The following is a 21,861-nucleotide window of genomic DNA, read 5'->3' on the forward strand; positions in this document are numbered from 1 at the left end:
ATGCTCAGTGTATCGTAAAGGATATAAGCTACACGGAATCTGGGCTTGTATCTTTTAATGGAGGAATACAACGCAGCAACAATTTTTTTGTTCACGACACTCACGTTGGTTAAATACGCATTACGCGAAACGCATCCATGATCTCACGGAAGACATGGGTTATTACGTTACGAATAAATTTATCAGGAAATAAAAATGAAATTTATGAAGCCAAAATATCTGGCGCTCTTTATTGCGGCGGCAACCAGCTCCGCATTTGCAGCAGCGCCAGGTGCTCCGACGATCGGCTATGGCAATGACAAATTTGCCCTGGTGGAAGTGGATCAGGCTGCCCAGGATTATAACAATCTTGTCAAAGTGTATAACGATGGCGTGGATGTAAAAGTTGAGTGGAACGTCTGGAGTGGTGATGCGCCAACTTCAGCGAAAGTTCTGCTGGACGGACAGACCGTATGGACCGGCGCAGCCGGCGCGACGGGCTCTGCAACGTTTAAAGTGAAAAAAGGCGGGCGTTATCAGGAACAGGTTGAAGTCTGTAACGCCAGCGGCTGTGCGAAAAGCGCCAGCAAGCTGATTATTGTGGCAGACACCGACGGTAGCCACCTGCTGCCGCTGAATACGTCTCTCAAAGAGAATAACAAAGCGTTTGCGAAGCATACCGATAAAGTGGTTGCGGCCTACTTCCCGGAGTGGGGCGTTTATGACCGTAACTTCCCGGTTGATAAGATCCCTGCGGCAAACCTCAACCACATTCTGTACGGCTTCATTCCAATCTGTGGCGGTGACGGCATCAACGACGGCCTGAAAACCATTGAAGGCGGCAACAGCTTCCGCGTGCTCCAGAACGACTGTAAGGGCCGTCCTGACTATACCGTGGCGATCCACGACCCATGGGCTGCGCTGCAAAAACCACAGGCTGGCGTCTCCGGCTGGGACGACCCGTACAAAGGTAACTTTGGTCAGCTGATGGCGCTGAAAAAAGCGCATCCGGACCTGAAAGTGCTGCCATCTATCGGCGGCTGGACGCTCTCCGATCCCTTCTTCCACATGGGTGACCCGGCTATCCGCGCACGCTTTGTCTCTTCTGTGAAAGAGTTCCTCCAGACCTGGAAATTCTTTGACGGCGTGGATATCGACTGGGAATTCCCTGGTGGTGGCGGTGTGAGCGAAAATCTGGGTAACCCGCAGCAGGATAAAGCGACCTATACCGCACTGATGCACGACCTGCGCACCATGCTGAACGAGCTGTCTGCACAGACGGGACGTACCTATGAACTGACCAGCGCCATCGGTGCAGGCCGCGATAAGATCGAAGACGTGGATTACACTGCCGCTCAGCAGTACCTCGACCACATCTTCCTGATGAGCTATGACTTCTACGGCGGCTGGAGCAACACCGTTCTCGGCCACCAGGCGGCGCTGCGCGCGCCAGCATGGCGTCCGGACACTGACTACACCACTGAAAATGGCGTTAACGCGCTGCTTTCCCAGGGCGTACAACCGGGCAAGATCGTGGTGGGTGCGGGAATGTATGGCCGCGGCTGGACCGGCGTGCATGGCTACACCGGTAACAATCCTTTCACCGGCACCGCTACGGGTATGGTGAAAGGGACCTGGGAACCCGGCGTGGTTGACTATCGTCAGATTGTTAACGAATACAAAGGCAAACCAGGCTGGGAATACGGCTACGACGCTGATGCGGAAGCCCCTTACGTCTTCAACAAAACTACCGGCGACCTGATCACGTATGAAGATGCGCGTTCAACCACGGCGAAAGGTAAGTATGTTCTGGCGAATAAACTGGGTGGCCTGTTCGCATGGTCTATCGACTCTGACACCGGCGACATCCTGAACGCGATGAACGAAAGCCTGCTGGGCGGTGACGCTACGCCGGTTGATCCGGTGGTCACCAACCACGCGCCAATCGCGTCCTCTGCCGATCAGAACGTGTCTGGCCCGGTAACCGTCACGCTCGATGGCTCTGCTTCAAGCGATCCTGATGGCGATGCGATTACCTACAAATGGACTCAGGTCTCTGGTCCGTCTGTCACCATCACCAACAGCACCAAAGCGAAAGCGACCTTTAACGTTGCCGCCGCGACGTCCGACCAGACCATGGTGTTCCGCCTGACGGTGACCGATGCAAAAGGCCTGAGCAACGCGATTGATGTCCAGGTGGTGAACAAGGCGCCGAAAGCTAACCAGGCACCGGTTTTAAACCCAATGGAAGCGATCACGCTTGAATCAGGTGAAACCTATGCGCTGCATGCCCAGGCCGCGGATCCAGACGGAGATGCGCTGACCTACGCCTGGAGTGTACCAGCAGATATGCACGCTACCGGGACTGACTCCGCGAACGTGAACATCATTGCGCCGGAAGTAAGCTCGACGTCTACCTACACCCTGAGCGTGGTTGTGAGCGACGGTAAGACCAGCGTGCAGTCTAACGTCCAGGTCACCGTGAATCCGAAAGCGACGCCTGCACCTGTGCCAGCTGACGAAGACACTAACCCGGCGGATGACGTTACCCCTCCGGCTGATGATGTGACTCCACCGTCTGACAAAGGGAGCTGCGATGCACCTGTGGATGCTAATGCCAGCAAATATGCGGCGTGGGAATCCAGCAAAATCTACAACGGTGGCGATACCGTAAGCTTCGACCATCTGGTGTGGAAAGCGAAGTACTGGACTCAGGGCAATCAGCCTGGCTTCGGTGTGGATGCATGGGAGCTGGTGAGCAACGTGAAGATGAACTGGCGTTCTGACCTGGTCTACAACGGCGGCGACACCACCACCTATGAAGGAAACGTTTACCGTGCGAAATGGTGGACCCGTGGTGATAATCCAGCCAACAGCGACGTATGGGTAAAAGAAGGCGCATCAACAGATTGCAAATAATCTAACCCATTAATGACTCCCCCTTTTAGAGGGGGAGTCATTCAAAATTCATTTTACAGGATGTTGGTAAGGAGAAATAACCGAAACTGTCAGCAGGTAAAAATGAAAAAGTTGATTTTGTTGTTATTGATAATAAGCCAAAGCGCTCTGGCAAACTGTTGGAATAAAGCGGCGCATTATTATCATGTCGACCCTTATTTACTGTATGCGATAGCGAATGTGGAATCCGGAATGAATCCGTATGCGGTTGGGCAAAACCGCGATGGCACGCGGGATGTCGGGCTGATGCAAATCAACAGTTCGCATTTTACCGCGCTGGAAAGCAGAGGAATCGACGAATACCGATTAATCACGGAGCCGTGTACCTCGATCATGGTCGGGGCTTCTATCCTCGCCGGGATGATCAGGGTGTATGGCTATAACTGGGAAGCCGTTGGCGCGTATAACGCCGGACTAAAAAAAGAAAATTATCCGCAGAGGATGAAATATGCCCATAAGGTCTGGGCCAAATATCAGCAACTGAAATTAGCAGCACGTTATTAACGTTTTTTATTTTTGAAGAATTCCTGAAGGTGTTCTTCGAAAAGTGAAAACAGCTGAATGTGGTTTATGTATTAACGGAGTAATACCTAAGCCGGGATTTTAACATTTAATTTTAAACGAACAGGAAAACTGAAATGAACAAAAGGACGTTACTGAGTGTACTCATTGCGGGAGCCTGCGTGGCGCCACTCATGGCTCAGGCTGCTAACCTGAAGGAGACCAGCAGTGAGCCGTACACCATCAAAGCCAGCGATCTGGCGAAGAAAGAGAAGGAACTGACGGACTTCCCGCTGATGGCTTCGGTTAAAGAGACCATCCAGACGCTGGATAACGCGCAGGTTGAACTGATTGAGCCAGGCCGGGCGGCGAACCCGGACAACGTTAAGCGCGTTGAAGGGATTGTGAAAGCCAGCGACTGGGAATATCTCTTCCCGCTGCGCGCGCAGGCCTATACCTACAGCAACTTCCTGAAGGCCGTGGGTAAATTCCCGGCGCTGTGTAAGACCTACAATGACGGTCGTGACAGCGACGCTATTTGTCGCAAAGAGCTGGCCACCATGTTTGCCCACTTTGCCCAGGAGACCGGTGGCCACGAAAGCTGGCGTCCGGAAGCCGAATGGCGTCAGGCGCTGGTCCACGTACGTGAAATGGGCTGGAGCGAAGGGCAGAAGGGCGGTTATAACGGCGAATGTAACCCGGACGTCTGGCAGGGGCAGACCTGGCCTTGCGGTAAAGATAAAGACGGCGATTTCCTGAGCTACTTCGGTCGTGGAGCGAAACAGTTGTCCTACAATTACAACTACGGTCCATTCTCTGAAGCGATGTACGGCGACGTGCGTACGCTGCTCGACAAACCTGAGCTGGTGGCGGACACCTGGCTGAACCTGGCGAGTGCGATCTTCTTCTTCGCCTATCCGCAGCCGCCAAAACCAAGCATGTTGCAGGTGATCGACGGTACATGGCAGCCGAACGATCACGATAAAGCCAACGGTCTGGTTCCGGGCTTCGGTGTGACCACCCAGATCATCAACGGCGGCGTTGAGTGCGGCGGCCCGACTGAAATTGCGCAGTCTCAAAACCGTATCAAGTACTACAAAGAGTTTGCGAACTACCTGAAAGTGCCTGTTCCGGCGAACGAAGTGTTGGGTTGCGCCAACATGAAGCAGTTCGACGAAGGTGGCGCAGGCGCCCTGAAGATTTACTGGGAACAGGACTGGGGATGGAGCGCGGATACCCCGGACGGCAAAACCTACTCTTGCCAGCTGGTGGGCTACCAGACCCCGTTCAGCGCATTTAAAGACGGTGACTACAGCAAGTGCGTGCAGCACTTCTTTAACGTGAAAATTGTTAACGACGAGGGTTCTTCCGAGACCCCGGACGAAACGCCGGTCACGCCAACACCGACGCCATCCGACGATGCAACGCCGGCACCAACCCCAACGCCGGATGAAACGCCGGTTGTGGTGAACCACGCGCCGGTTGCGCAGATTGCCGGTCCGATCGGTGCAGTGGAAGCAGGTGCGCAGGTTTCTCTGAGCGCCGAAGGCTCAACCGATCCAGATGGTAACCCGCTGACGTATACCTGGCGTTCCCAGGATGGTCAGACTGTTACCGGTCAGGACAAAGCGGTTGTGACCTTTACAGCGCCAGAGTCTGCGACGGCGCAGCAGTATGAAGTAAGCCTGACCGTCAGCGATGGCGAACTGAGCAGCACCACGTCTTACCTGCTGAACGTGAAAGCGAAAGCGGCAACGCCATCCGGAGAAGATACGTCTTACCCGGCATGGAGCGCGAACAGCAAGTACAACGCCGGTGATATCGTGAACAACCACGGTAAACTGTTCCAGTGCAAACCGTTCCCGTACAGCGGCTGGTGTAACAATGCGCCGACGTACTATGAACCTGGCGCAGGTCTGGCATGGGCTGAAGCCTGGACGGCGTTATAAACAGCAAACGGCAACCCCCAGGGTTGCCGTTTTAGTGTCTGCTCTTTCCCCTCACCCTGACCCTCTCCCCAAGGGGGCGAGGGGACAGTACGGTGCAGTTGTAGGCCCGGTAAGGCGCAGCCGCCACCGGCCAAAAGGCTAACGATGAAGTTTTCCGTGATCCCGTAACCACGCCGCCGTACGCACTATCCCTTCATCCAGCGATACAATCGGTTTATATCCCAGCTCGTTCTCCGCCCGCGAAATATCCAGCGTAAAATCAAAGTTGAGCTTCGACACACCGTAATGCGTCAGTGCAGGCTCTTTCGCCGATTTACTGCCAAAGCGCTCCATGCTGCGGGCAATCATGTCCAGCATCGGGTAGGGAACGGAACGGATCCGGCAGTCGATCTTTAACTCGTCAATCAGCCTTTGCACAATGCTGCGCAGGGTACAGGGTTCGCCGTTGGTGATGTTGTACGCGCGGCCCGACACCAGCTTATCGCATTCCGGCTGGCTCGCCAGCCACATGGCGTGAACGGCATTTTCGTAATAGGTCATGTCCACCAGCGCATCGCCGCCGCGCGGTAACAGCACGCTGCCGTAGTGGTGCATCATCTGGGCCAGTCGCGGGATAAAGACTTTGTCGTGCGGCCCAAACAGGCTCTGCGGACGCAGCACGGTAAAGCGGGTGTGCGGGTTTGACTGGGCCAGCAGGTCGATCACCTCTTCGCCCGCCGCTTTACTGCGGGCAAACTCACAGGCGAAGCGCGCCGGGCGGAAATCTTCCTGAATATCACGATGGTGGTGATAGTCGAAATAGAGCGACGGGGAGGAGATATGAATAAAGTTACGCACGCCCCAGGCGACGGCCCATTCTCCCAGACGACGCGTGGCGCGCACGTTAGCGAGATCAAAGGCTTCCTGGGTACCCCACGGAGAGGTAAAACTGGAGCAGTGCCACAGCGTATCGATACCGGCGAGCATCACCTTGGCCTGAGAGGAGACCAGCTCCGTCAGATCGGCATGGACAAATTCAGCGCCCATTTTTTGCAGGAGCTTACCCATCGCCTCATTGCGACCGGTGGCCCTCACGCTGATGCCTTTGTTGCGCAGAAACTCGACCGCATTTCGGCCTAAACCGCTGGTCGCCCCGGTAACCAGTACCTTCATAACAATCCACTGTGTTGAAAAGAATTTCGTGCGCATTCTTTCGTGAATTACGATGTGTTGCAATGGGAAAGGTGAAAGATTAAGAGTTTTATTTAGTTATTTTCCCGCTTTTCTTCTGCCAGTTGCGCAATCCGTTTCGCCATTCCGCGGAAGATAAACAGGTGTGCCGGGATCATCAGCAACCAGTAAAACAGACCCGGCATTCCGTGCGGATGCCACCATGCCCGAACGTCCAGTTCACGATGGTCGCCGTTGTCCTTCAGGGTGAAGCAGAGCCGCCCCAGCCCCGGTGCCTTCATGCCAAACAGCAGCGCCAGCTGTTTTTCCGGCTCAACAATAATCACTTTCCAGCTGTCGACGGTATCGCCCACCTTCAGCCAGGGATGGGCAGGGCGGCCTTTTGCCAGCCGGTGACCGACCAGCAGGTCCAGCGCGCCGCGCGTTTGCCACAGAATATTGCCGAAGAAATAGCGCTCTTTGCCGCCGATCTGGTTCACAACTTCCCACAGCGCTGCCAGGCTGGCCGTGGTTTTTACCGTACAGCCCGCCTGTTTCGGATAATAGCCGTACTCGGGCCGCCAGCGGGCAAACGCCTGCGCGTCATAACCCCAGTCGCTGGAGTTCACCAGCTTCTCTTCCTCTTTCAGCGTGTTGCGCACCGCGTCGTCAAAGCGGATGAGTTCCTGGGGAATTAAGGCGCGCAACGCGCGATCGTCCGCCAGCAGATCGTGCTTCAGCCCCTGGATAAGCGCTTTGGCGGTCGTCGGCGGCACGGAGGTGATCACATTCAAAAACCACACCGATATCCAGCGGGTCGGGAAGGGGATGGGGATCAGCCAGCGGTGGCGGCCGCTCACCCGCATAAAATGTTCGAACTGCGCCTGATAGCTCAGCACTTCCGGGCCTGCCGCCTCCAGCACGCGATGCTGCTCCGCCGGGTGATCCAGCAATGCCACCAGATAGTGGAGTAAATTCTCCAGCGCAATGGGCGTGGTGCGCGAGCGTACCCAGCGCGGCGGCGTCAGCACAGGCAGGTTGTAGACCATATCGCGCATCACTTCGAATGCGGCGGACCCCGCGCCGACGATGATCCCTGCCCGCAGTTCGGTAACGGGGATACGGGCGCTCCGCAGCGTTTCTGCCGTCAGCTGTCGGGCGCGCAGATGGTCCGACTGCTCGTGCTCAGGCGCCTGGAGCGAGCTTAAAAAAATCACCTGCTTCACCGGCGTTTGCAGCAGCGCATCACGAACGTTCATCGCCACCTGACGCTCGTGGGCGATAAAATCGCCGCCTTCGCCCATGCTGTGGACAAGGTAGTAAAGCGTATCGACCCCTTCCAGCAGCGCAGGAAGCGCTTTCGGCCAGCTAAGGTCAACGTTGTGACACGTCACGCCAGGCAAATGTAGCTTTTGCAGGCGTTCCGTGTTGCGTGCCGCTGCCAGCACCTGGTGCCCCTGCTGGCTTAACGCAGTGGTCAGATGCTGACCGATATACCCGCTGGCGCCGAGCACCAGAATACGTTGCGGCACGGTATGCTCCTTAACGCTGTAAAAACGCCTGCCAGTGTTTCACCACCTCGGTCAGCTGCTCGCGGTTAACGTCAAGGTGCATCACCAGCCGTACGACCGGGGAGGCGTTAATCAGCACGCCTCGGGCTTTCATAAAGTCGCCCAGCGCGGCAGCATGCTCATCGCCGACGCGGACAAACAGCATGTTAGTGTCGTGACGCATGACATCAGCGCCGATTTCACGCAGCTGCGCTGCCATCCACGCTGCATTGTCGTGATCGTCTTTCAGGCGTGACACGTTATTTTTCAGGGCGTACAGTCCGGCAGCCGCCAGAATACCCGCCTGACGCATCCCGCCGCCGGTCATTTTGCGCCAGCGGTTGGCGCGCCTGATGTAGTCTGCGCTGCCAACCAGCAGGGAACCTACCGGCGTACCCAGCCCTTTAGAGAGGCAAATGGTGAACGAGTCGCAATATTGGGTGATCGCTTTCAGCTCGCAGCCGTACTCCACCACGGCGTTGAAGATACGTGCGCCGTCAACGTGCAGGCCGAGCTTACGCTCGCGGGTAAAGTCCCATGCCGCTTTCAGGTATTCGCGCGGCAGGACTTTACCGTTATGGGTGTTTTCGAGGCTCAGCAGTTTAGTGCGGGCGAAGTGAATATCGTCGGCTTTGATTTTCGCCGCGACTTTGTCCAGCGGCAGCGTACCGTCCGGTGCGGCATCGATCGGCTGCGGCTGGATGCTGCCAAGCACCGCCGCACCGCCGGCTTCGTACAGGTAGTTATGCGCCCCCTGGCCGACGATATACTCTTCGCCGCGCTCGCAGTGGCTGAGCAGCGCCACCAAGTTAGCCTGCGTGCCGGTGGGCAGGAACAGGGCAGCCTCTTTACCGCTCAGCTCTGCCGCATAGCGCTGGAGTTCGTTGACCGTCGGGTCATCGCCGTAGACGTCGTCCCCGACCGGGGCGGCCATCATCTCTTCGAGCATGGCGCGGCCCGGACGGGTAACGGTATCACTACGTAAATCAATCATTTCACATCCCTTTAATTTAAGAGGTCTTGTGAAATGTTTTACCTGAGCCAGTTGGTTTTTGCCAGTTCGATCACTTCGTCACCGCGCCCGCTGATGATGGCGCGCAGCATGTAGAGGCTAAAACCTTTGGCCTGTTCCAGCTTGATTTGAGGCGGGATCGCCAGCTCTTCTTTGGCGACCACCACATCCACCAGCACCGGGCCGTCGATGGCGAAGGCGCGTTGCAGGGCGTCGTCCACCTCTGAGGCTTTCTCCACCCGAATACCGGTGATACCGCAGGCTTCGGCGATGCGGGCGAAGTTGGTGTCGTGCAGTTCGGTGCCGTCCGTGAGGTAGCCTCCGGCCTTCATCTCCATTGCCACGAAGCCCAGAACGCTGTTGTTAAAGACCACGATTTTGAGCGGAAGCTTCATCTGCGCCACCGACAGGAAATCCCCCATCAGCATACTGAACCCGCCGTCGCCGCACATCGCCACCACCTGACGTTCCGGTGCCGTCGCCTTTGCACCCAGCGCCTGCGGCATGGCGTTGGCCATTGAGCCATGGTTGAACGACCCAAGCAGGCGACGTTTGCCGTTCATTTTCAGATAGCGCGCGGCCCAGACGGTGGGCGTTCCTACGTCGCAGGTGAAGATGGCATCGTCGTCGGCGAAGTGGCTGATCTGCTGCGCCAGATACTGCGGGTGGATCGCTTTTTCGCTCGGTTTGGCGAGATCGTCCAGCCCCTTGCGCGCATCGCGATAATCGCTCAGAGCTTTATCGAGGAATTTGCGGTCCGTTTTTTCTTCCAGCAGCGGCAGCAAGGCGGCGAGGGTGGATTTGATATCGCCGATAAGCGCCATATCCACCTTGCTGTGCGCGCCGATGCTGCCGGGATTAATGTCGATCTGGATAATTTTGGCATCCGTCGGGTAGAACGCGCGGTACGGGAACTGGGTGCCGAGCAGGATCAGCGTGTCGGCGTTCATCATGGTGTGGAAGCCGCTGGAAAAACCGATCAGCCCGGTCATGCCGACATCGTACGGGTTATCGTATTCAACGTGCTCTTTCCCGCGCAGGGCGTGCACCACTGGGGCCTTCAGCTTGCCGGCAAATTCCATCAGCTCTTTATGCGCGCCGGCGCAGCCGCTGCCGCACATCAGGGCGATATTGCTGGAGTATCGCAGCAGCTGTGCCAGCTTTTTCAGCTCTTCTTCGGCAGGGGTAATGGTTGGCTGGGGCGCAGAGTACCAGTGGGTGGTGGCGGTTTCAGGTGCGGCCTTCAGCGCCACGTCCCCCGGCAGCACAACCACCGAAACCCCGCGATTCAGGATCGCCTTACGCATGGCTATCGCCAGCACCTGTGGGATCTGCTCCGGCGATGAGACCAGCTCGCAATAGTGGCTGCATTCACGGAACAGCTCCTGCGGATGCGTCTCCTGAAAATAGCCGCTACCGATTTCAGATGACGGAATGTGAGCCGCAATCGCCAGCACCGGAACATGGTTGCGGTGACAGTCGAACAGACCGTTGATGAGGTGCAGGTTTCCCGGTCCGCAGGAACCTGCACAGACGGCGAGTTCACCCGTAAGCTGCGCTTCGGCACCGGCGGCAAAGGCGGCGACTTCTTCATGGCGGGTGGGCATCCACTCAATAGTTTTCATCTTGTTAAGGCTATCGCTGAGTCCGTTCAGAGAATCGCCAGTGACGCCCCAGATACGCTTTACGCCAGCCTGCTCAAGGGTTTTCGCTATGTATGCAGCCACAGTTTGTTTCATGGTTGTCCGTCTCCTTTTTGTGATATCGCTTACAAGCTTAGAAGAAAGTCGCTGTATTGCCTGCTCAGTATTCCTTAAGTACAGGTGGTTTTTCTGCGCGACGCGCCTGGCAAAGTCAAAAAAATAACGGGCTGCCGTACAGGCAGTAGGCACAATGTAGGCCGGGTAAACGTAGTGCCACCCGGCAAAAAGCCCGGTGGCGCTGACGCTTACCGGGCCTACAGGAGTTACAAAGGCAAATGAGCTGGCCTGCACGGACAAAAAAGCCCGGTGGCGCTGACGCTTACCGGGCCTACAGGTGAACCACGACAGATTATGCGAGCACAAGATCGCCCTGCGGATGGCACGAACATGCCAGTACATAGCCTTCCGCGATTTCCGCGTCGGTCAGCGTCATGGTGCTGGTGACCGTGTACTCACCGGAAACCACTTTGGTCTTGCAGCAACCGCACACCCCGGCGCGACAGGCCGCTGCCACCGGTACGTTGTTGCTTTCCAGCGCTTCAAGCAGCGTGGCGCCCACGCGGCCAAAGAAGGTCTGCGCCGGTTGCAGCTTCGTGAACTTCATCCCGCTGGTCGCCGCTGCCGCTACAGGCGTGAAGAACTGCTCTTTGAAGAAGCGGGTCACGCCGAGCGCTTTCACTTCTTTCTCCACGATCTCCATGTACGGCGCCGGGCCGCAGGTCATCACGATGCGGTTCGCAATATCCGGCACGCTTTGCAGCAGCTCGCGGCTCAGGCGCCCCGCGACAAAACCGTGAGTCGCGTTGTGCTCAGCCACCAGCGTCACCGGATAGTTGCGCCATTCTTCGGCAAAAATCACATCTTCCGGGGAACGCACGCTGAAAATCACCTGCACGTCGGCCTGAGGACGGTATTTCGCCAGCCAGCGACGCATCGACATTATCGGCGTCACGCCGCAACCCGCCGCCAGCAGCAGGAATTTATCTTCCGTCTTGTCGTCACAGGTAAACTCGCCCTGCGCGTCGGACAGCCAGATGTAGTCCCCGCGCTTCACGTCGCGAGTCAGCCACTGAGAGCCCGCGCCGTCATCAATGCGGCGGATGGTCAGCGTAATGTACTCGCTCACGCCCGGCGTTGAGGAGATCGTGTAAGCGCGCAGGGTGTCCGCAGAATTGCGGACGCTCACCAGCGCATACTGACCTGCACGGTACGGGTAGTAGTCGTGGCACAGCAGCGACAGCGTCCACATATCCGGCGTCTCCTGATGGATGTGATGAACCTGCATCCGCCACGGGCATTGTGGGGTTGGCATGGTCATGAATCTCTCCTTACGCGCTCAGCAGCTGCTTCATATCGTCTTCTACATTCGTTACTGAACGCAGACCGAATTTCTCGTTCAGCACCGCCAGCAGGTCTGGCGTCAGGAAGCCTGGCGCGGTCGGGCCGGTCACGATATTGGTGACGCCGAGAGAGAGCAGGGTCAGCAGGATGACAATCGCTTTCTGTTCAAACCATGAGAGCACCAGCGACAGCGGCAGATCGTTCACGCCGCAGCCCAGTTTCTCTGCCAGCGTGACCGCCAGAATAATGGCTGAATACGCATCGTTACACTGACCAGCATCCACCAGGCGCGGCAGTCCTTCGATGTTGCCGAAGTCCAGCTTGTTGAAACGGTACTTACCGCAGGCAAGGGTCAGGATCAGACAGTCTTCCGGTACGCGGGTGGCGAAATCGGTGAAGTAGTTACGTTCCCCGCGCGCGCCGTCACAGCCGCCGATCAGGAAGATGTGACGCAGTTTTTCACGGCTGACGAGGTCAATCAGGGAATCCGCCGCACCCAGCAGAGTTTCACGACCAAAACCGACGGTGATGAGGTGCGGAATTTCGCTGTACGGGAAGCCTGCCATCTGCTGCGCCTGAGCGATAACCGGACCGAAATCGTCGCCTTCAAGGTGGCTCACGCCCGGCCAGCCGACGATGCTGCGGGTCCAGATACGGTCGTCATACGCGCCGACGGTCGGGTCGATGATGCAGTTAGAGGTCATGACGATTGGGCCAGGGAAGCGGGCGAACTCCACCTGCTGGTTCTGCCAGCCGCTGCCGTAGTTACCGATCAGATGTTTAAATTTACGCAGCTCCGGGTAACCGTGCGCAGGCAGCATTTCGCCGTGGGTATAAACGTTAACGCCGGTGCCTTCGGTCTGCTTCAGCAGGTTGTAGAGATCTTTCAGGTCATGACCGGAGATCAGAATGCATTTGCCTTCGGTTGCTTTGACGTTGACCTGCGTTGGCGTTGGGTGGCCGTAGGTGCTGGTTTCACCGGCATCCAGAATGCTCATCACTTTGAAGTTCATCTGGCCGATTTCCATCGAGCATTCCAGCAGGGCGTTCATATCGGAAGGCCAGGTGCCCAGCCAGGCCATGATTTTGTGGTACTGGGCGTAAATAGCGTTGTCGTACTGGCCGAGTACGTGCGCGTGTTCCATATAGGCCGCAGCACCTTTCAGACCGTACAGGCACAGCAGGCGCAGGCCGAGAATGTTTTCGCCAATCGCCGCTTTGTCTTTATTGGGAGTAAATTCTGCGGCCTGACGCTGTAGCTCGCCCAGGTCGTCGCTCACCAGCTGTAGCTCCGCCATCGGGTTGTCCACGCGGGCGCTGGCGTCGGCATTCAGGCACTGCGCTTTCAGGGCTTCACGCAGGGCAATCGCTTCGCGGGCATAGCCCACAATGCGTGGAGAATCGAAGTTAACGTTGGTCAGCGTGGAGAAAAATGCGCGCGGCGCAAAGCTGTCGACATAGTGATCAACAATGCCATATTCACGGGCTTTGAAGGCCCAGGCGGACAAGCCTTGCAGCGCCGCAATCAGCAGATCCTGGAGATCGGACGTTTCTGCGGTTTTGCCGCACATACCCTGCGCGTAAGAGCAGCCGTTGCCTGCTGGGGTACGGATGGTTTGTTCACATTGCACACAAAACATAATCACACCTGTTAAAGTTATATTTGAGATACATGTTTAAGGTTATGCCTGTGCCACAGCAGAGAAAAGTGCTTTCTTATACTAAGTGGAGGGTTATTGATTTAGCGCAATTTTGGCGGCAGGTTCACTACCGCCAAAGCAGTATCAGGCTGAGAAGAACGCCATCAGAATGGGTACCAGCAGGCTCAGAATAAAGCCGTGTACGATGGCGGCAGGAACCATCTCCAGCCCTCCCGAGCGCTGTAACACCGGCAGGGTAAAGTCCATTGAGGTGGCCCCGCACAGGCCCAGCGCAGTAGAGCGGCTGCGGCGTACCAGGCCGGGGATCAGCATGATGGCTATCAGCTCGCGCGCCAGATCGTTAAAGAAGGCTGCGCTGCCGATTACCGGACCAAACGATTCGGTCAGCAGAATACCGGAGAGCGAATACCAGCCGAAACCGGACGCCATCGCCAGGCTGGTTTTCAGCGGCAGATCGAGAATAAAGGCGTTAATCACTCCCCCCGCCAGTGAGCTGGCCACAACGATAACGGCAACCATCATGCCCCGGCGGTTAAGGACAATCTGTTTCAGCGTCATGCCATTATTTCGCAGCTGAATACCAATCAGGAAGAGCAGGAAAATAAGCGTATATTCGCTGGCTTCCGTTGCGTGCTGTAAAAATGCCCAGCCGGTCAGACCCAGTAAAAAACCGAGTACCACCACGCCGCACAGTTTTAATGATTCCAGCGCCATCGCAATACGGGAGGGAAGCTTTTCCTGATGGTGGTGATTTTTCCAGGGAATAGTGCGTTCCAGCCAGAACAGCGCAGCAATATTGCACAGCAGAATAACCACTACCGTAACCGCAGAATAATGCAGGATGGAAAGCAAGTTCGTCGCCAGATTATCCAGGAAGGCCAGGCTGATCCCCATAAAGAACAGAATGACGTAAACAATCCAGCTGAGAAAACGATTAATAAGCTTTAAGGCCGATTCATGACGCAGCGGAATAAGGTAGCCCACAATCAGGGGCAGAAGAATGATGAGGAGTCCTGAGAACATGAACAGCCGGTCCTTTTGAGTTTTCGTTAAGCGCCAGAGACACTACCCAATAAAGGCTGTGAGGTAAAGCTACAAAAAAAGCCGGGTGGAGGCTATGCCTTACCCGGCTTGTCTATTTGGGGTGGTGCGGCCTGATGCCCTCACCCCGGCCCTCTCCCACAGGGAGAGGGGGGAAAACCATTAATCGCGTTTTTCCAGCAGGGTGCGATACAGCACGCCGCCCAGAATACCGCCGATAATAGGCATCACCCAGAACAGCCACAGCTGTTCAAGCGCCCAGCCGCCCTGGAAAATAGCCACCGCGGTGCTGCGCGCCGGGTTAACGGAGGTGTTGGTCACCGGGATGGAGATGAGGTGGATCAGCGTCAGCGCCAGACCAATAGCGATGGGGGCAAAGCCCGCAGGCGCGTATTTGTCCGTTGCGCCGTGGATCACCAACAGGAAGCCTGCGGTGAGCACAATTTCAATCACGATGGCAGACAGCATCGAGTAGCCGCCTGGAGAGTGTTCGCCGAAGCCGTTCGACGCAAAACCGCTGGCTGCGGCATCAAATCCGGCTTTACCGCTGGCAATTACGTACAGCACCGCCGCGGCAATAATACCGCCAATAACCTGGGCAATAATATAGCCAATAATATCTTTCGCCGGGAAACGTCCGCCCGCCCATAATCCTAATGTGACGGCCGGGTTGAAATGACCGCCGGAAATATGCCCCACGGCGAATGCCATGGTTAATACAGTTAAACCGAATGCCAGCGCGACGCCGACAAAGCCAATACCTAATTCCGGAAATGCGGCTGCCAGTACTGCGCTACCGCAGCCACCAAACACCAGCCAGAATGTACCAAAGCATTCTGCCGCTAATTTTCTGAACATAACCACCTCAATAATAAACGTCCGCGCCCATTCCTGCGCGCGGGTTATATCGCCATAAAGGGATGACGACTCAAAGAGCCAGTATTTTGAAACCATCAACATCCCTTCGCCACTCAAATAAATTCACTAAATTTGATTTAAGGCAATGTGATGTCAATCCTTGTTCAGATCGGATGTAATAAGAGCATAGCCCAATAATTAAGGGGGCGTATATTCTGCTGTCGTGACCCACAGCCTGCCGCTATACTGCTGATAACTTGAAGGAAAAAGTGGCCGAATTGCGGGGGATGTATGCTACTCGAACGTGTGGAGATTGTCGGGTTTCGCGGGATTAACCGCCTGTCGCTACAACTGAAACAGAACAACGTCCTGATAGGCGAAAACGCCTGGGGTAAATCCAGCCTGCTGGATGCCCTGACGCTGCTGCTTTCGCCCGAAGAGAACTTGTACCACTTCGTTCATGATGACTTCTGGTTTCCGCCGGGGGATGTCAACGGACGCGAGAAACACCTGCATATCATTCTGACCTTCCGCGAATCCGAGCCCGGTCGCCATCGCGTGCGTCGTTTTCGCCCTATGTCGCCCTGCTGGGTGCCCTGTGAAGATGGTTTCCAGCGTATTTTCTATCGCCTTGAGGGCGAAATGGCGCAAAACGACGGGGTGTTAACCCTGCGTGAATTTCTTGATGAGAAGGGAAATCCGATCCCGCTCGATAATATTGACGAGCTTGCCCGCCATCTTATCCGCCTCTCCCCCGTGCTGCGCTTACGAGACGCGCGCTTTATGCGGCGGATCCGTAACGGCACCGTGCCGAATATGCCCGAGGTGGAGGTGACCGCCCGCGAACTGGATTTCCTCGCCCGTGAACTGGTCTCACGGCCGCAGAACCTCACCGACGGCCAGATCCGTCAGGGACTGTCTGCCATGGTGCAACTGCTGGAGCACTATTTCTCCGAGCAGGGAACGGGGCAGGCGCGCCACCGTCTGATGCGTCGCCGCTCGCACGATGAACAACGAAGCTGGCGCTATCTCGATATTATCAACCGCATGATCGACCGCCCCGGCGGGCGCACGCATCGGGTGATCCTGCTGGGATTATTCTCCACGCTTTTACAGGCGAAAGGGACGGTGCGCCTGGATCGGGACGCGCGCCCGCTGCTGCTGGTGGAAGATCCGGAAACGCGGCTGCACCCGATTATGCTTTCCGTGGCGTGGCATCTTCTTAATTTGCTGCCGTTGCAGCGAGTCACCACCACGAATTCCGGAGAGCTGCTCTCTCTGACGCCGGTGGAGTATGTCTGCCGCCTGGTGCGTGAATCGTCGCGGGTCACCGCCTACCGGCTCGGGCCCGGCGGGTTAAATGCCGAAGATGGCCGACGAATTGCGTTTCATATCCGTTTTAACCGTGCCTCTTCCCTGTTTGCCCGCTGCTGGTTGCTGGTGGAAGGGGAAACGGAAACCTGGGTGATAAACGAGCTGGCTCGCCAGTGCGGACACCACTTTGACGCCGAAGGGATCAAAGTGATCGAATTTGCTCAGTCTGGCTTAAAACCGCTGATCAAATTTGCGCGCCGGATGGGGATAGAGTGGCACGTGCTGGTGGATGGCGATGAGGCGGGTAAAAAATATGCGGCGACCGTGCGCAGCCTGCTCAATAACGATCGTGAAGAGGAGCGGGAACATCTGACCGCGCTGCCTGCGATGGACATGGAGCACTTTATGTACCGCCAGGGATTTGACGACGTCTTTCACCGCGTGGCGATGATCCCGGTGGATGTGCCCATGAATATGCGTCGGGTGATTGCCAAAGCTATCCATCGGTCGTCAAAACCGGATTTGGCCATTGAAGTTGCGACGGAAGCGGGCAGGCGAGGCGTGGAGTCGGTGCCCACGCTGCTGCGTAAAATGTTCTCCCGCGTCCTCTGGCTGGCTCGCGGGAGGGCCGATTAACGGGCAGTCGCCTGCGAAACCTGTTGGATCAGGCTATCAAGCAGGGTATAGCGGCGGCGGTATTCGGACCGTTTTTTACTCGCAATCTCTTCCATCGGTTTGCGTGGCATGGTCAGCGGCAGGGCAAAGTTGCCGTTATCCTGCTGCTGCCCGCCAAGGGAGCGCCAGAAGCTGTCATAGTCAGCCAGCAATTTTCCCTCTTTTTTCTTGCGATAGCGCCAGCTGCGGTAGATGTGGGTGGCGTTACTCACCGCGAGGATCTGCTCGACCGGGAAGGCGCCTGCCAGCGTCATGACCGCTTCAACCAGCAGACGTTTTGGGAACAGTCCGTGACAGGCTTTGGTCGCCAGCTGAATATGCTCGTGCGGGACATGCGCTTTCGCCCCCTGCATTCCGCCGATGAAGAGCGTTGACTTGCCCTGGTATGTGCACAGCGTAAAGGTCAGCTCGGCCAGCACCGTGTTCTGGTGGTCGCAAAAAGTGAGGGTCGCTTCCCCTTCTTTGTCCAGAAACGCATCCGCGCTCAGGCGAACGCTAAACTGCTGCTCCTCTTTGCCCGTTAACGTCACCAGCGTGATGCCATGGCTGGAGAAGTAGCCGTTCAGCAGCGACGCCGGAAGATGGCGGCTCATCATCTCATAGTGATCGTTCAATGCGTCCAGCGTAGTCTGACGGCCCATATTGACGGTCAGCCACGGCCGGTGCAGGCGGCACGGCAGGCCGGGCTGCACGCGCAGGATCTGCATCAGACGGGGCTGTTTTGCAAGGTTTCCGAGCAGGCGCGCAGTGGTGAACGGCGTTGCCAGCGAGCGCAACATAAACTTACGTCGATAGGCCGGATTTTGCCACGCCAGCCCCGGCGTGAGGGAACCCGAGGCCAGGCTTTTAAACAGTTGCCAGCCCGATTTAGGCTGGGGCAGCGTTGAATAAGGTGTATCGACGATGGAAGACATGTTAGATCCTGCTTCTGGTGGAATATCGCTATTTCAGCAGGCGCTTTATCAACATCGGGTAAACAATTCCCGACGATTACGGGGATCGGGGGTTTCGTTGAGGAGTGGTTTAGATAAAATCAACGGTGATGATAGCCAGAACAATTATTTGGAATATTTATGAACCTGAAGGGAAAACGCAGAAAGCTGTTTCTGCTGCTGGCGGTAGTGGTGTTAGCGGGCGGATTCTGGTTATGGAAGGTCCTGAACGCGCCGGTACCACAGTATCAAACGCTGATTGTTCGTCCGGGTGAACTGCAACAAAACGTGCTGGCGACGGGGAAACTGGATGCCCTGCGTAAGGTTGACGTGGGCGCACAGGTCAGCGGTCAGCTTAAAACCCTGTCAGTTGAGATTGGCGATAAGGTTAAAAAAGGCCAACTGCTGGGCGTGATCGATCCTGAGCAGGCGCAAAACCAGATCCGCGAAGTGGAAGCGACGCTGATGGAGCTCCGCGCCCAGCGCGCGCAGGCTCAGGCGGAGCGTAATCTCGCTCAGGTCACCCTGACGCGCCAGCAGGCGCTGGCGAAAACGCAGGCTATCTCGAAACAGGATCTGGACACAGCCGCCACGGAGCTGGCGGTGAAGCAGGCGCAGATTGGCACCATCGATGCGCAAATCAAACGGAATCAGGCCTCGCTGGATACGGCAAAAACCAACCTCGATTACACGCAAATCGTTGCGCCAATGGCCGGGGAAGTGACGCAGATAACCACCCTGCAAGGCCAGACGGTCATCGCCGCGCAGCAGGCGCCGAACATTCTGACCCTGGCGGATATGAGCACCATGCTGGTTAAAGCCCAGGTATCCGAAGCGGACGTCATTCACCTTAAGCCGGGGCAGAAAGCCTGGTTTACGGTGCTGGGCGATCCGCAAACCCGCTATGAAGGGGTGCTGAAAGATATCCTGCCGACGCCGGAGAAGGTCAACGACGCCATCTTCTATTATGCGCGTTTTGAGGTGCCAAACCCGCAGGGCGTGCTGCGTCTGGACATGACCGCTCAGGTGCATATCCAGCTGACCGGCGTGAAAAACGTGCTGACGGTTCCGCTCTCCGCGCTGGGTGAATCCGCCGGGGACAATCGCTACAAGGTGAAAGTGCTGCGCAACGGCGAAACCCGCGAGCGGGAAGTGGTGATTGGCGCACGTAACGACACCGATGTGGTGGTGGTAAAAGGGCTGGAAGAGGGTGAGGAAGTGGTCACCAGCGAAACCCTGCCCGGAGCCGCGCAATGACGGCGCTGCTTGAGCTGAATGACATTCGTCGCAGCTATCCGTCCGGCGACGGGCCGGTGGAGGTGCTGAAGGGCATCTCCCTGCGCGTTGAAGCCGGTGAAATGGTGGCGATTGTCGGGGCGTCGGGCTCGGGTAAATCAACGCTGATGAACATCCTTGGCTGTCTGGATAAGCCCACCAGCGGCACCTATCGCGTGACCGGGACGGATGTTTCCACCCTGGACGGCGACGCGCTGGCGAAGCTGCGTCGCGAGCATTTTGGCTTTATCTTCCAGCGTTACCATCTGCTTTCACACCTGAGCGCGGCGCAGAATGTGGAAGTGCCAGCGGTGTATGCGGGCGTCGAGCGCAAAAAACGCCTTGAACGCGCGAAGGCGCTGTTAACGCGTCTTGGGCTGGCGGAGCGTGTTGATTATCAGCCTTCGCAGCTTTCCGGCGGTCAGCAGCAGCGCGTGAGTATTGCCCGTGCGCTGATGAACGGCGGACAGGTGATCCTCGCCGATGAGCCAACCGGTGCGCTCGACAGCCATTCCGGTGAAGAAGTGATGGCGATCCTGCATCAGCTTCGCGATCAGGGGCATACGGTGATTATTGTCACCCACGATCCGCAGGTGGCGGCGCAGGCGGAACGCATCATCGAGATCCACGACGGCGAGCTGGTCAGCAACCCGCCGTCGCGTCAGTCCAGAGCGGCGGCAGCGAAAGAAGCCTTGCCTGCGTCCACCGGCTGGGGACAGTTTTCCAGCGGCTTTCGTGAAGCGCTGACCATGGCCTGGCTGGCGATGGCGGCCAACAAAATGCGCACCCTGCTGACCATGCTCGGCATCATTATCGGTATTGCCTCGGTGGTGTCGATTGTGGTTGTGGGCGATGCGGCGAAACAGCTGGTGCTGGCGGATATTCGCGCCATCGGGACTAATACCATCGACGTTTACCCCGGCAAAGATTTTGGCGACGACGAGCCGCAGTATCAGCAGGCGCTGAAATACGACGATCTGGCGGCTATTCAGAAGCAGCCGTGGGTGAACTCCGCCACGCCTGCCGTGTCGCAAAACCTGCGTCTGCGCTACGGCAACATCGACGTGGCGGCCAGCGCTAACGGCGTCAGCGGAGATTACTTCAACGTCTACGGCATGACCTTCAGCGAAGGGGCGACCTTCAACGCGGAACAGCTGGCGGGCAGGGCGCAGGTGGTGGTGTTAGACGCTAACTCGCGCAGACAGCTTTTCCCCAATAAAACCCGTGTGGTGGGGGAAGTGATCCTGGTGGGTAACATGCCCGCCACGGTGATTGGTGTGGCGGAAGAGAAACAGTCCATGTTTGGCAGCAGCAAGATCCTGCGCGTCTGGCTGCCGTACAGCACCATTTCCGGGCGCATTATGGGACAGTCCTGGCTCAACTCCATTACCGTGCGAGTGAAAGAGGGCTACGACAGCGCGCTGGCGGAACAGCAGCTCGAGCGGCTGTTAACGTTGCGCCACGGGAAAAAGGATTTCTTCACCTGGAACATGGACGGCCTCTTGAAAACGGCCGAAAAGACCACACGTACTCTTCAGCTGTTCCTGACGCTGGTGGCGGTGATTTCGCTGGTCGTCGGCGGGATAGGGGTGATGAACATTATGCTGGTGTCGGTGACCGAACGCACGAGAGAGATCGGCATCCGCATGGCGGTCGGAGCCAGAGCCAGCGACGTGCTCCAGCAGTTTCTGATTGAAGCGGTGCTGGTGTGTCTGGTGGGAGGCGCAATGGGGATTGCGCTCTCGATGATGATCGCCTTCGCGCTCCAGCTCTTTTTACCGGGGTGGGAGATTGGCTTCTCACCGATGGCGATCCTCACCGCGTTTTTGTGCTCCACCTTTACCGGCATTTTGTTTGGCTGGCTGCCGGCACGAAACGCGGCGCGGCTGGATCCGGTGGATGCGCTGGCGCGGGAATAACCCGAAAATAAAAATGCCAGCCGATCGGGCTGGCATTTTGCCTG

15 protein-coding genes are annotated in these 21,861 nt (G+C 57.0%); 6 read left to right on the forward strand and 9 right to left on the reverse strand.

Annotation, left to right across the window (positions count from 1 at the left end; translation table 11 throughout):
- The first annotated feature begins 195 nt into the window (after nt 1-195).
- The 3 genes from IM290_RS18830 (at nt 196) to IM290_RS18840 (ending at nt 5,387) form a co-directional block, all read left to right on the forward strand.
- A complete protein-coding gene (locus IM290_RS18830; protein WP_193041641.1) occupies nt 196-2,898 on the forward strand; it encodes a glycosyl hydrolase family 18 protein in 2,703 nt (900 codons plus the stop codon).
- Between the two features lie 102 nt (nt 2,899-3,000).
- Nucleotides 3,001-3,441 carry a type III secretion system invasion protein IagB gene (gene iagB / locus IM290_RS18835; RefSeq protein ID WP_017384854.1) on the forward strand — a complete coding sequence of 147 codons (441 nt, stop codon included), beginning with the start codon at nt 3,001-3,003 and terminating at the stop codon, nt 3,439-3,441.
- Between the two features lie 134 nt (nt 3,442-3,575).
- Nucleotides 3,576-5,387 carry a glycoside hydrolase family 19 protein gene (locus IM290_RS18840; protein ID WP_193041640.1) on the forward strand — a complete coding sequence of 604 codons (1,812 nt, stop codon included), beginning with the start codon at nt 3,576-3,578 and terminating at the stop codon, nt 5,385-5,387.
- A 138-nt stretch (nt 5,388-5,525) separates the two neighbouring features.
- Here the strand turns inward: IM290_RS18840 and IM290_RS18845 are convergent, their stop codons facing one another.
- From IM290_RS18845 to aqpZ, 8 genes are all read right to left on the reverse strand, one after another.
- Entirely contained in the window at nt 5,526-6,539 is a 1,014-nt protein-coding gene (locus IM290_RS18845) for an NAD(P)-dependent oxidoreductase (protein ID WP_017384852.1), read from the reverse strand.
- Between the two features lie 92 nt (nt 6,540-6,631).
- A complete protein-coding gene (locus IM290_RS18850) occupies nt 6,632-8,068 on the reverse strand; it encodes an SDR family oxidoreductase (protein WP_023296207.1) in 1,437 nt (478 codons plus the stop codon).
- Nucleotides 8,069-8,078: 10 nt separating this feature from the next.
- The gene (gene ltaE, locus IM290_RS18855) at nt 8,079-9,080 is read right to left on the reverse strand and encodes a low-specificity L-threonine aldolase (RefSeq protein ID WP_015570991.1); all 1,002 of its coding nucleotides are present in this window, start codon (nt 9,078-9,080) and stop codon (nt 8,079-8,081) included.
- 38 nt (nt 9,081-9,118) lie between these two features.
- Complete coding sequence (poxB, locus tag IM290_RS18860; RefSeq protein WP_193041639.1) at nt 9,119-10,837, reverse strand: ubiquinone-dependent pyruvate dehydrogenase; 1,719 nt, start codon at nt 10,835-10,837, stop codon at nt 9,119-9,121.
- Nucleotides 10,838-11,150: 313 nt separating this feature from the next.
- Entirely contained in the window at nt 11,151-12,119 is a 969-nt protein-coding gene (gene hcr, locus IM290_RS18865; protein ID WP_193041638.1) for an NADH oxidoreductase, read from the reverse strand.
- Nucleotides 12,120-12,129: 10 nt separating this feature from the next.
- Nucleotides 12,130-13,782, reverse strand: coding sequence for a hydroxylamine reductase (gene hcp, locus IM290_RS18870; RefSeq protein ID WP_193041637.1), 1,653 nt, complete (start codon nt 13,780-13,782; stop codon nt 12,130-12,132).
- 144 nt (nt 13,783-13,926) lie between these two features.
- On the reverse strand, nt 13,927-14,826 hold the full coding sequence (locus IM290_RS18875) for a lysine exporter LysO family protein (protein ID WP_015570988.1): 900 nt from the start codon (nt 14,824-14,826) through the stop codon (nt 13,927-13,929).
- Between the two features lie 180 nt (nt 14,827-15,006).
- On the reverse strand, nt 15,007-15,702 hold the full coding sequence (aqpZ, locus tag IM290_RS18880; protein ID WP_026080729.1) for an aquaporin Z: 696 nt from the start codon (nt 15,700-15,702) through the stop codon (nt 15,007-15,009).
- A gap of 291 nt (nt 15,703-15,993) precedes the next feature.
- On the opposite strand from aqpZ, the gene IM290_RS18885 reads away from it, so the two are divergent.
- A complete protein-coding gene (locus IM290_RS18885) occupies nt 15,994-17,652 on the forward strand; it encodes an ATP-dependent endonuclease (RefSeq protein WP_193041636.1) in 1,659 nt (552 codons plus the stop codon).
- On the opposite strand, the gene IM290_RS18890 is transcribed toward IM290_RS18885, so the two are convergent.
- Complete coding sequence (locus tag IM290_RS18890) at nt 17,649-18,605, reverse strand: VirK/YbjX family protein (protein ID WP_193041635.1); 957 nt, start codon at nt 18,603-18,605, stop codon at nt 17,649-17,651. The two genes, IM290_RS18885 and IM290_RS18890, sit on opposite strands and share 4 nt — an antisense overlap.
- A gap of 159 nt (nt 18,606-18,764) precedes the next feature.
- Between IM290_RS18890 and macA the strand changes: the two genes are divergently transcribed.
- Both macA and macB read left to right on the forward strand, forming a co-directional pair.
- Nucleotides 18,765-19,880 carry a macrolide transporter subunit MacA gene (gene macA / locus IM290_RS18895; RefSeq protein ID WP_017384842.1) on the forward strand — a complete coding sequence of 372 codons (1,116 nt, stop codon included), beginning with the start codon at nt 18,765-18,767 and terminating at the stop codon, nt 19,878-19,880.
- On the forward strand, nt 19,877-21,817 hold the full coding sequence (gene macB / locus IM290_RS18900; RefSeq protein ID WP_193041634.1) for a macrolide ABC transporter ATP-binding protein/permease MacB: 1,941 nt from the start codon (nt 19,877-19,879) through the stop codon (nt 21,815-21,817). Before macA ends, macB begins: the two co-directional genes overlap by 4 nt.
- The last annotated feature ends 44 nt before the right edge of the window (nt 21,818-21,861 follow it).

It is taken from the genome of Enterobacter cloacae complex sp. S1, assembly GCF_014930525.1.
Taxonomy (GTDB): domain Bacteria; phylum Pseudomonadota; class Gammaproteobacteria; order Enterobacterales; family Enterobacteriaceae; genus Enterobacter; species Enterobacter hormaechei_C.

Coding starts and splice junctions, on each gene's coding strand:
- IM290_RS18830 (WP_193041641.1), top strand. CDS start 196: ATGAAATTTATGAAGCCAAAATATCTGGCGCTCTTTATTGCGGCGGCA.
- iagB (WP_017384854.1), top strand. CDS start 3,001: ATGAAAAAGTTGATTTTGTTGTTATTGATAATAAGCCAAAGCGCTCTG.
- IM290_RS18840 (WP_193041640.1), top strand. CDS start 3,576: ATGAACAAAAGGACGTTACTGAGTGTACTCATTGCGGGAGCCTGCGTG.
- IM290_RS18845 (WP_017384852.1), bottom strand. CDS start 6,539: ATGAAGGTACTGGTTACCGGGGCGACCAGCGGTTTAGGCCGAAATGCG.
- ltaE (WP_015570991.1), bottom strand. CDS start 9,080: ATGATTGATTTACGTAGTGATACCGTTACCCGTCCGGGCCGCGCCATG.
- poxB (WP_193041639.1), bottom strand. CDS start 10,837: ATGAAACAAACTGTGGCTGCATACATAGCGAAAACCCTTGAGCAGGCT.
- hcr (WP_193041638.1), bottom strand. CDS start 12,119: ATGACCATGCCAACCCCACAATGCCCGTGGCGGATGCAGGTTCATCAC.
- hcp (WP_193041637.1), bottom strand. CDS start 13,782: ATGTTTTGTGTGCAATGTGAACAAACCATCCGTACCCCAGCAGGCAAC.
- IM290_RS18875 (WP_015570988.1), bottom strand. CDS start 14,826: ATGTTCTCAGGACTCCTCATCATTCTTCTGCCCCTGATTGTGGGCTAC.
- aqpZ (WP_026080729.1), bottom strand. CDS start 15,702: ATGTTCAGAAAATTAGCGGCAGAATGCTTTGGTACATTCTGGCTGGTG.
- IM290_RS18885 (WP_193041636.1), top strand. CDS start 15,994: ATGCTACTCGAACGTGTGGAGATTGTCGGGTTTCGCGGGATTAACCGC.
- IM290_RS18890 (WP_193041635.1), bottom strand. CDS start 18,605: ATGTCTTCCATCGTCGATACACCTTATTCAACGCTGCCCCAGCCTAAA.
- macA (WP_017384842.1), top strand. CDS start 18,765: ATGAACCTGAAGGGAAAACGCAGAAAGCTGTTTCTGCTGCTGGCGGTA.
- macB (WP_193041634.1), top strand. CDS start 19,877: ATGACGGCGCTGCTTGAGCTGAATGACATTCGTCGCAGCTATCCGTCC.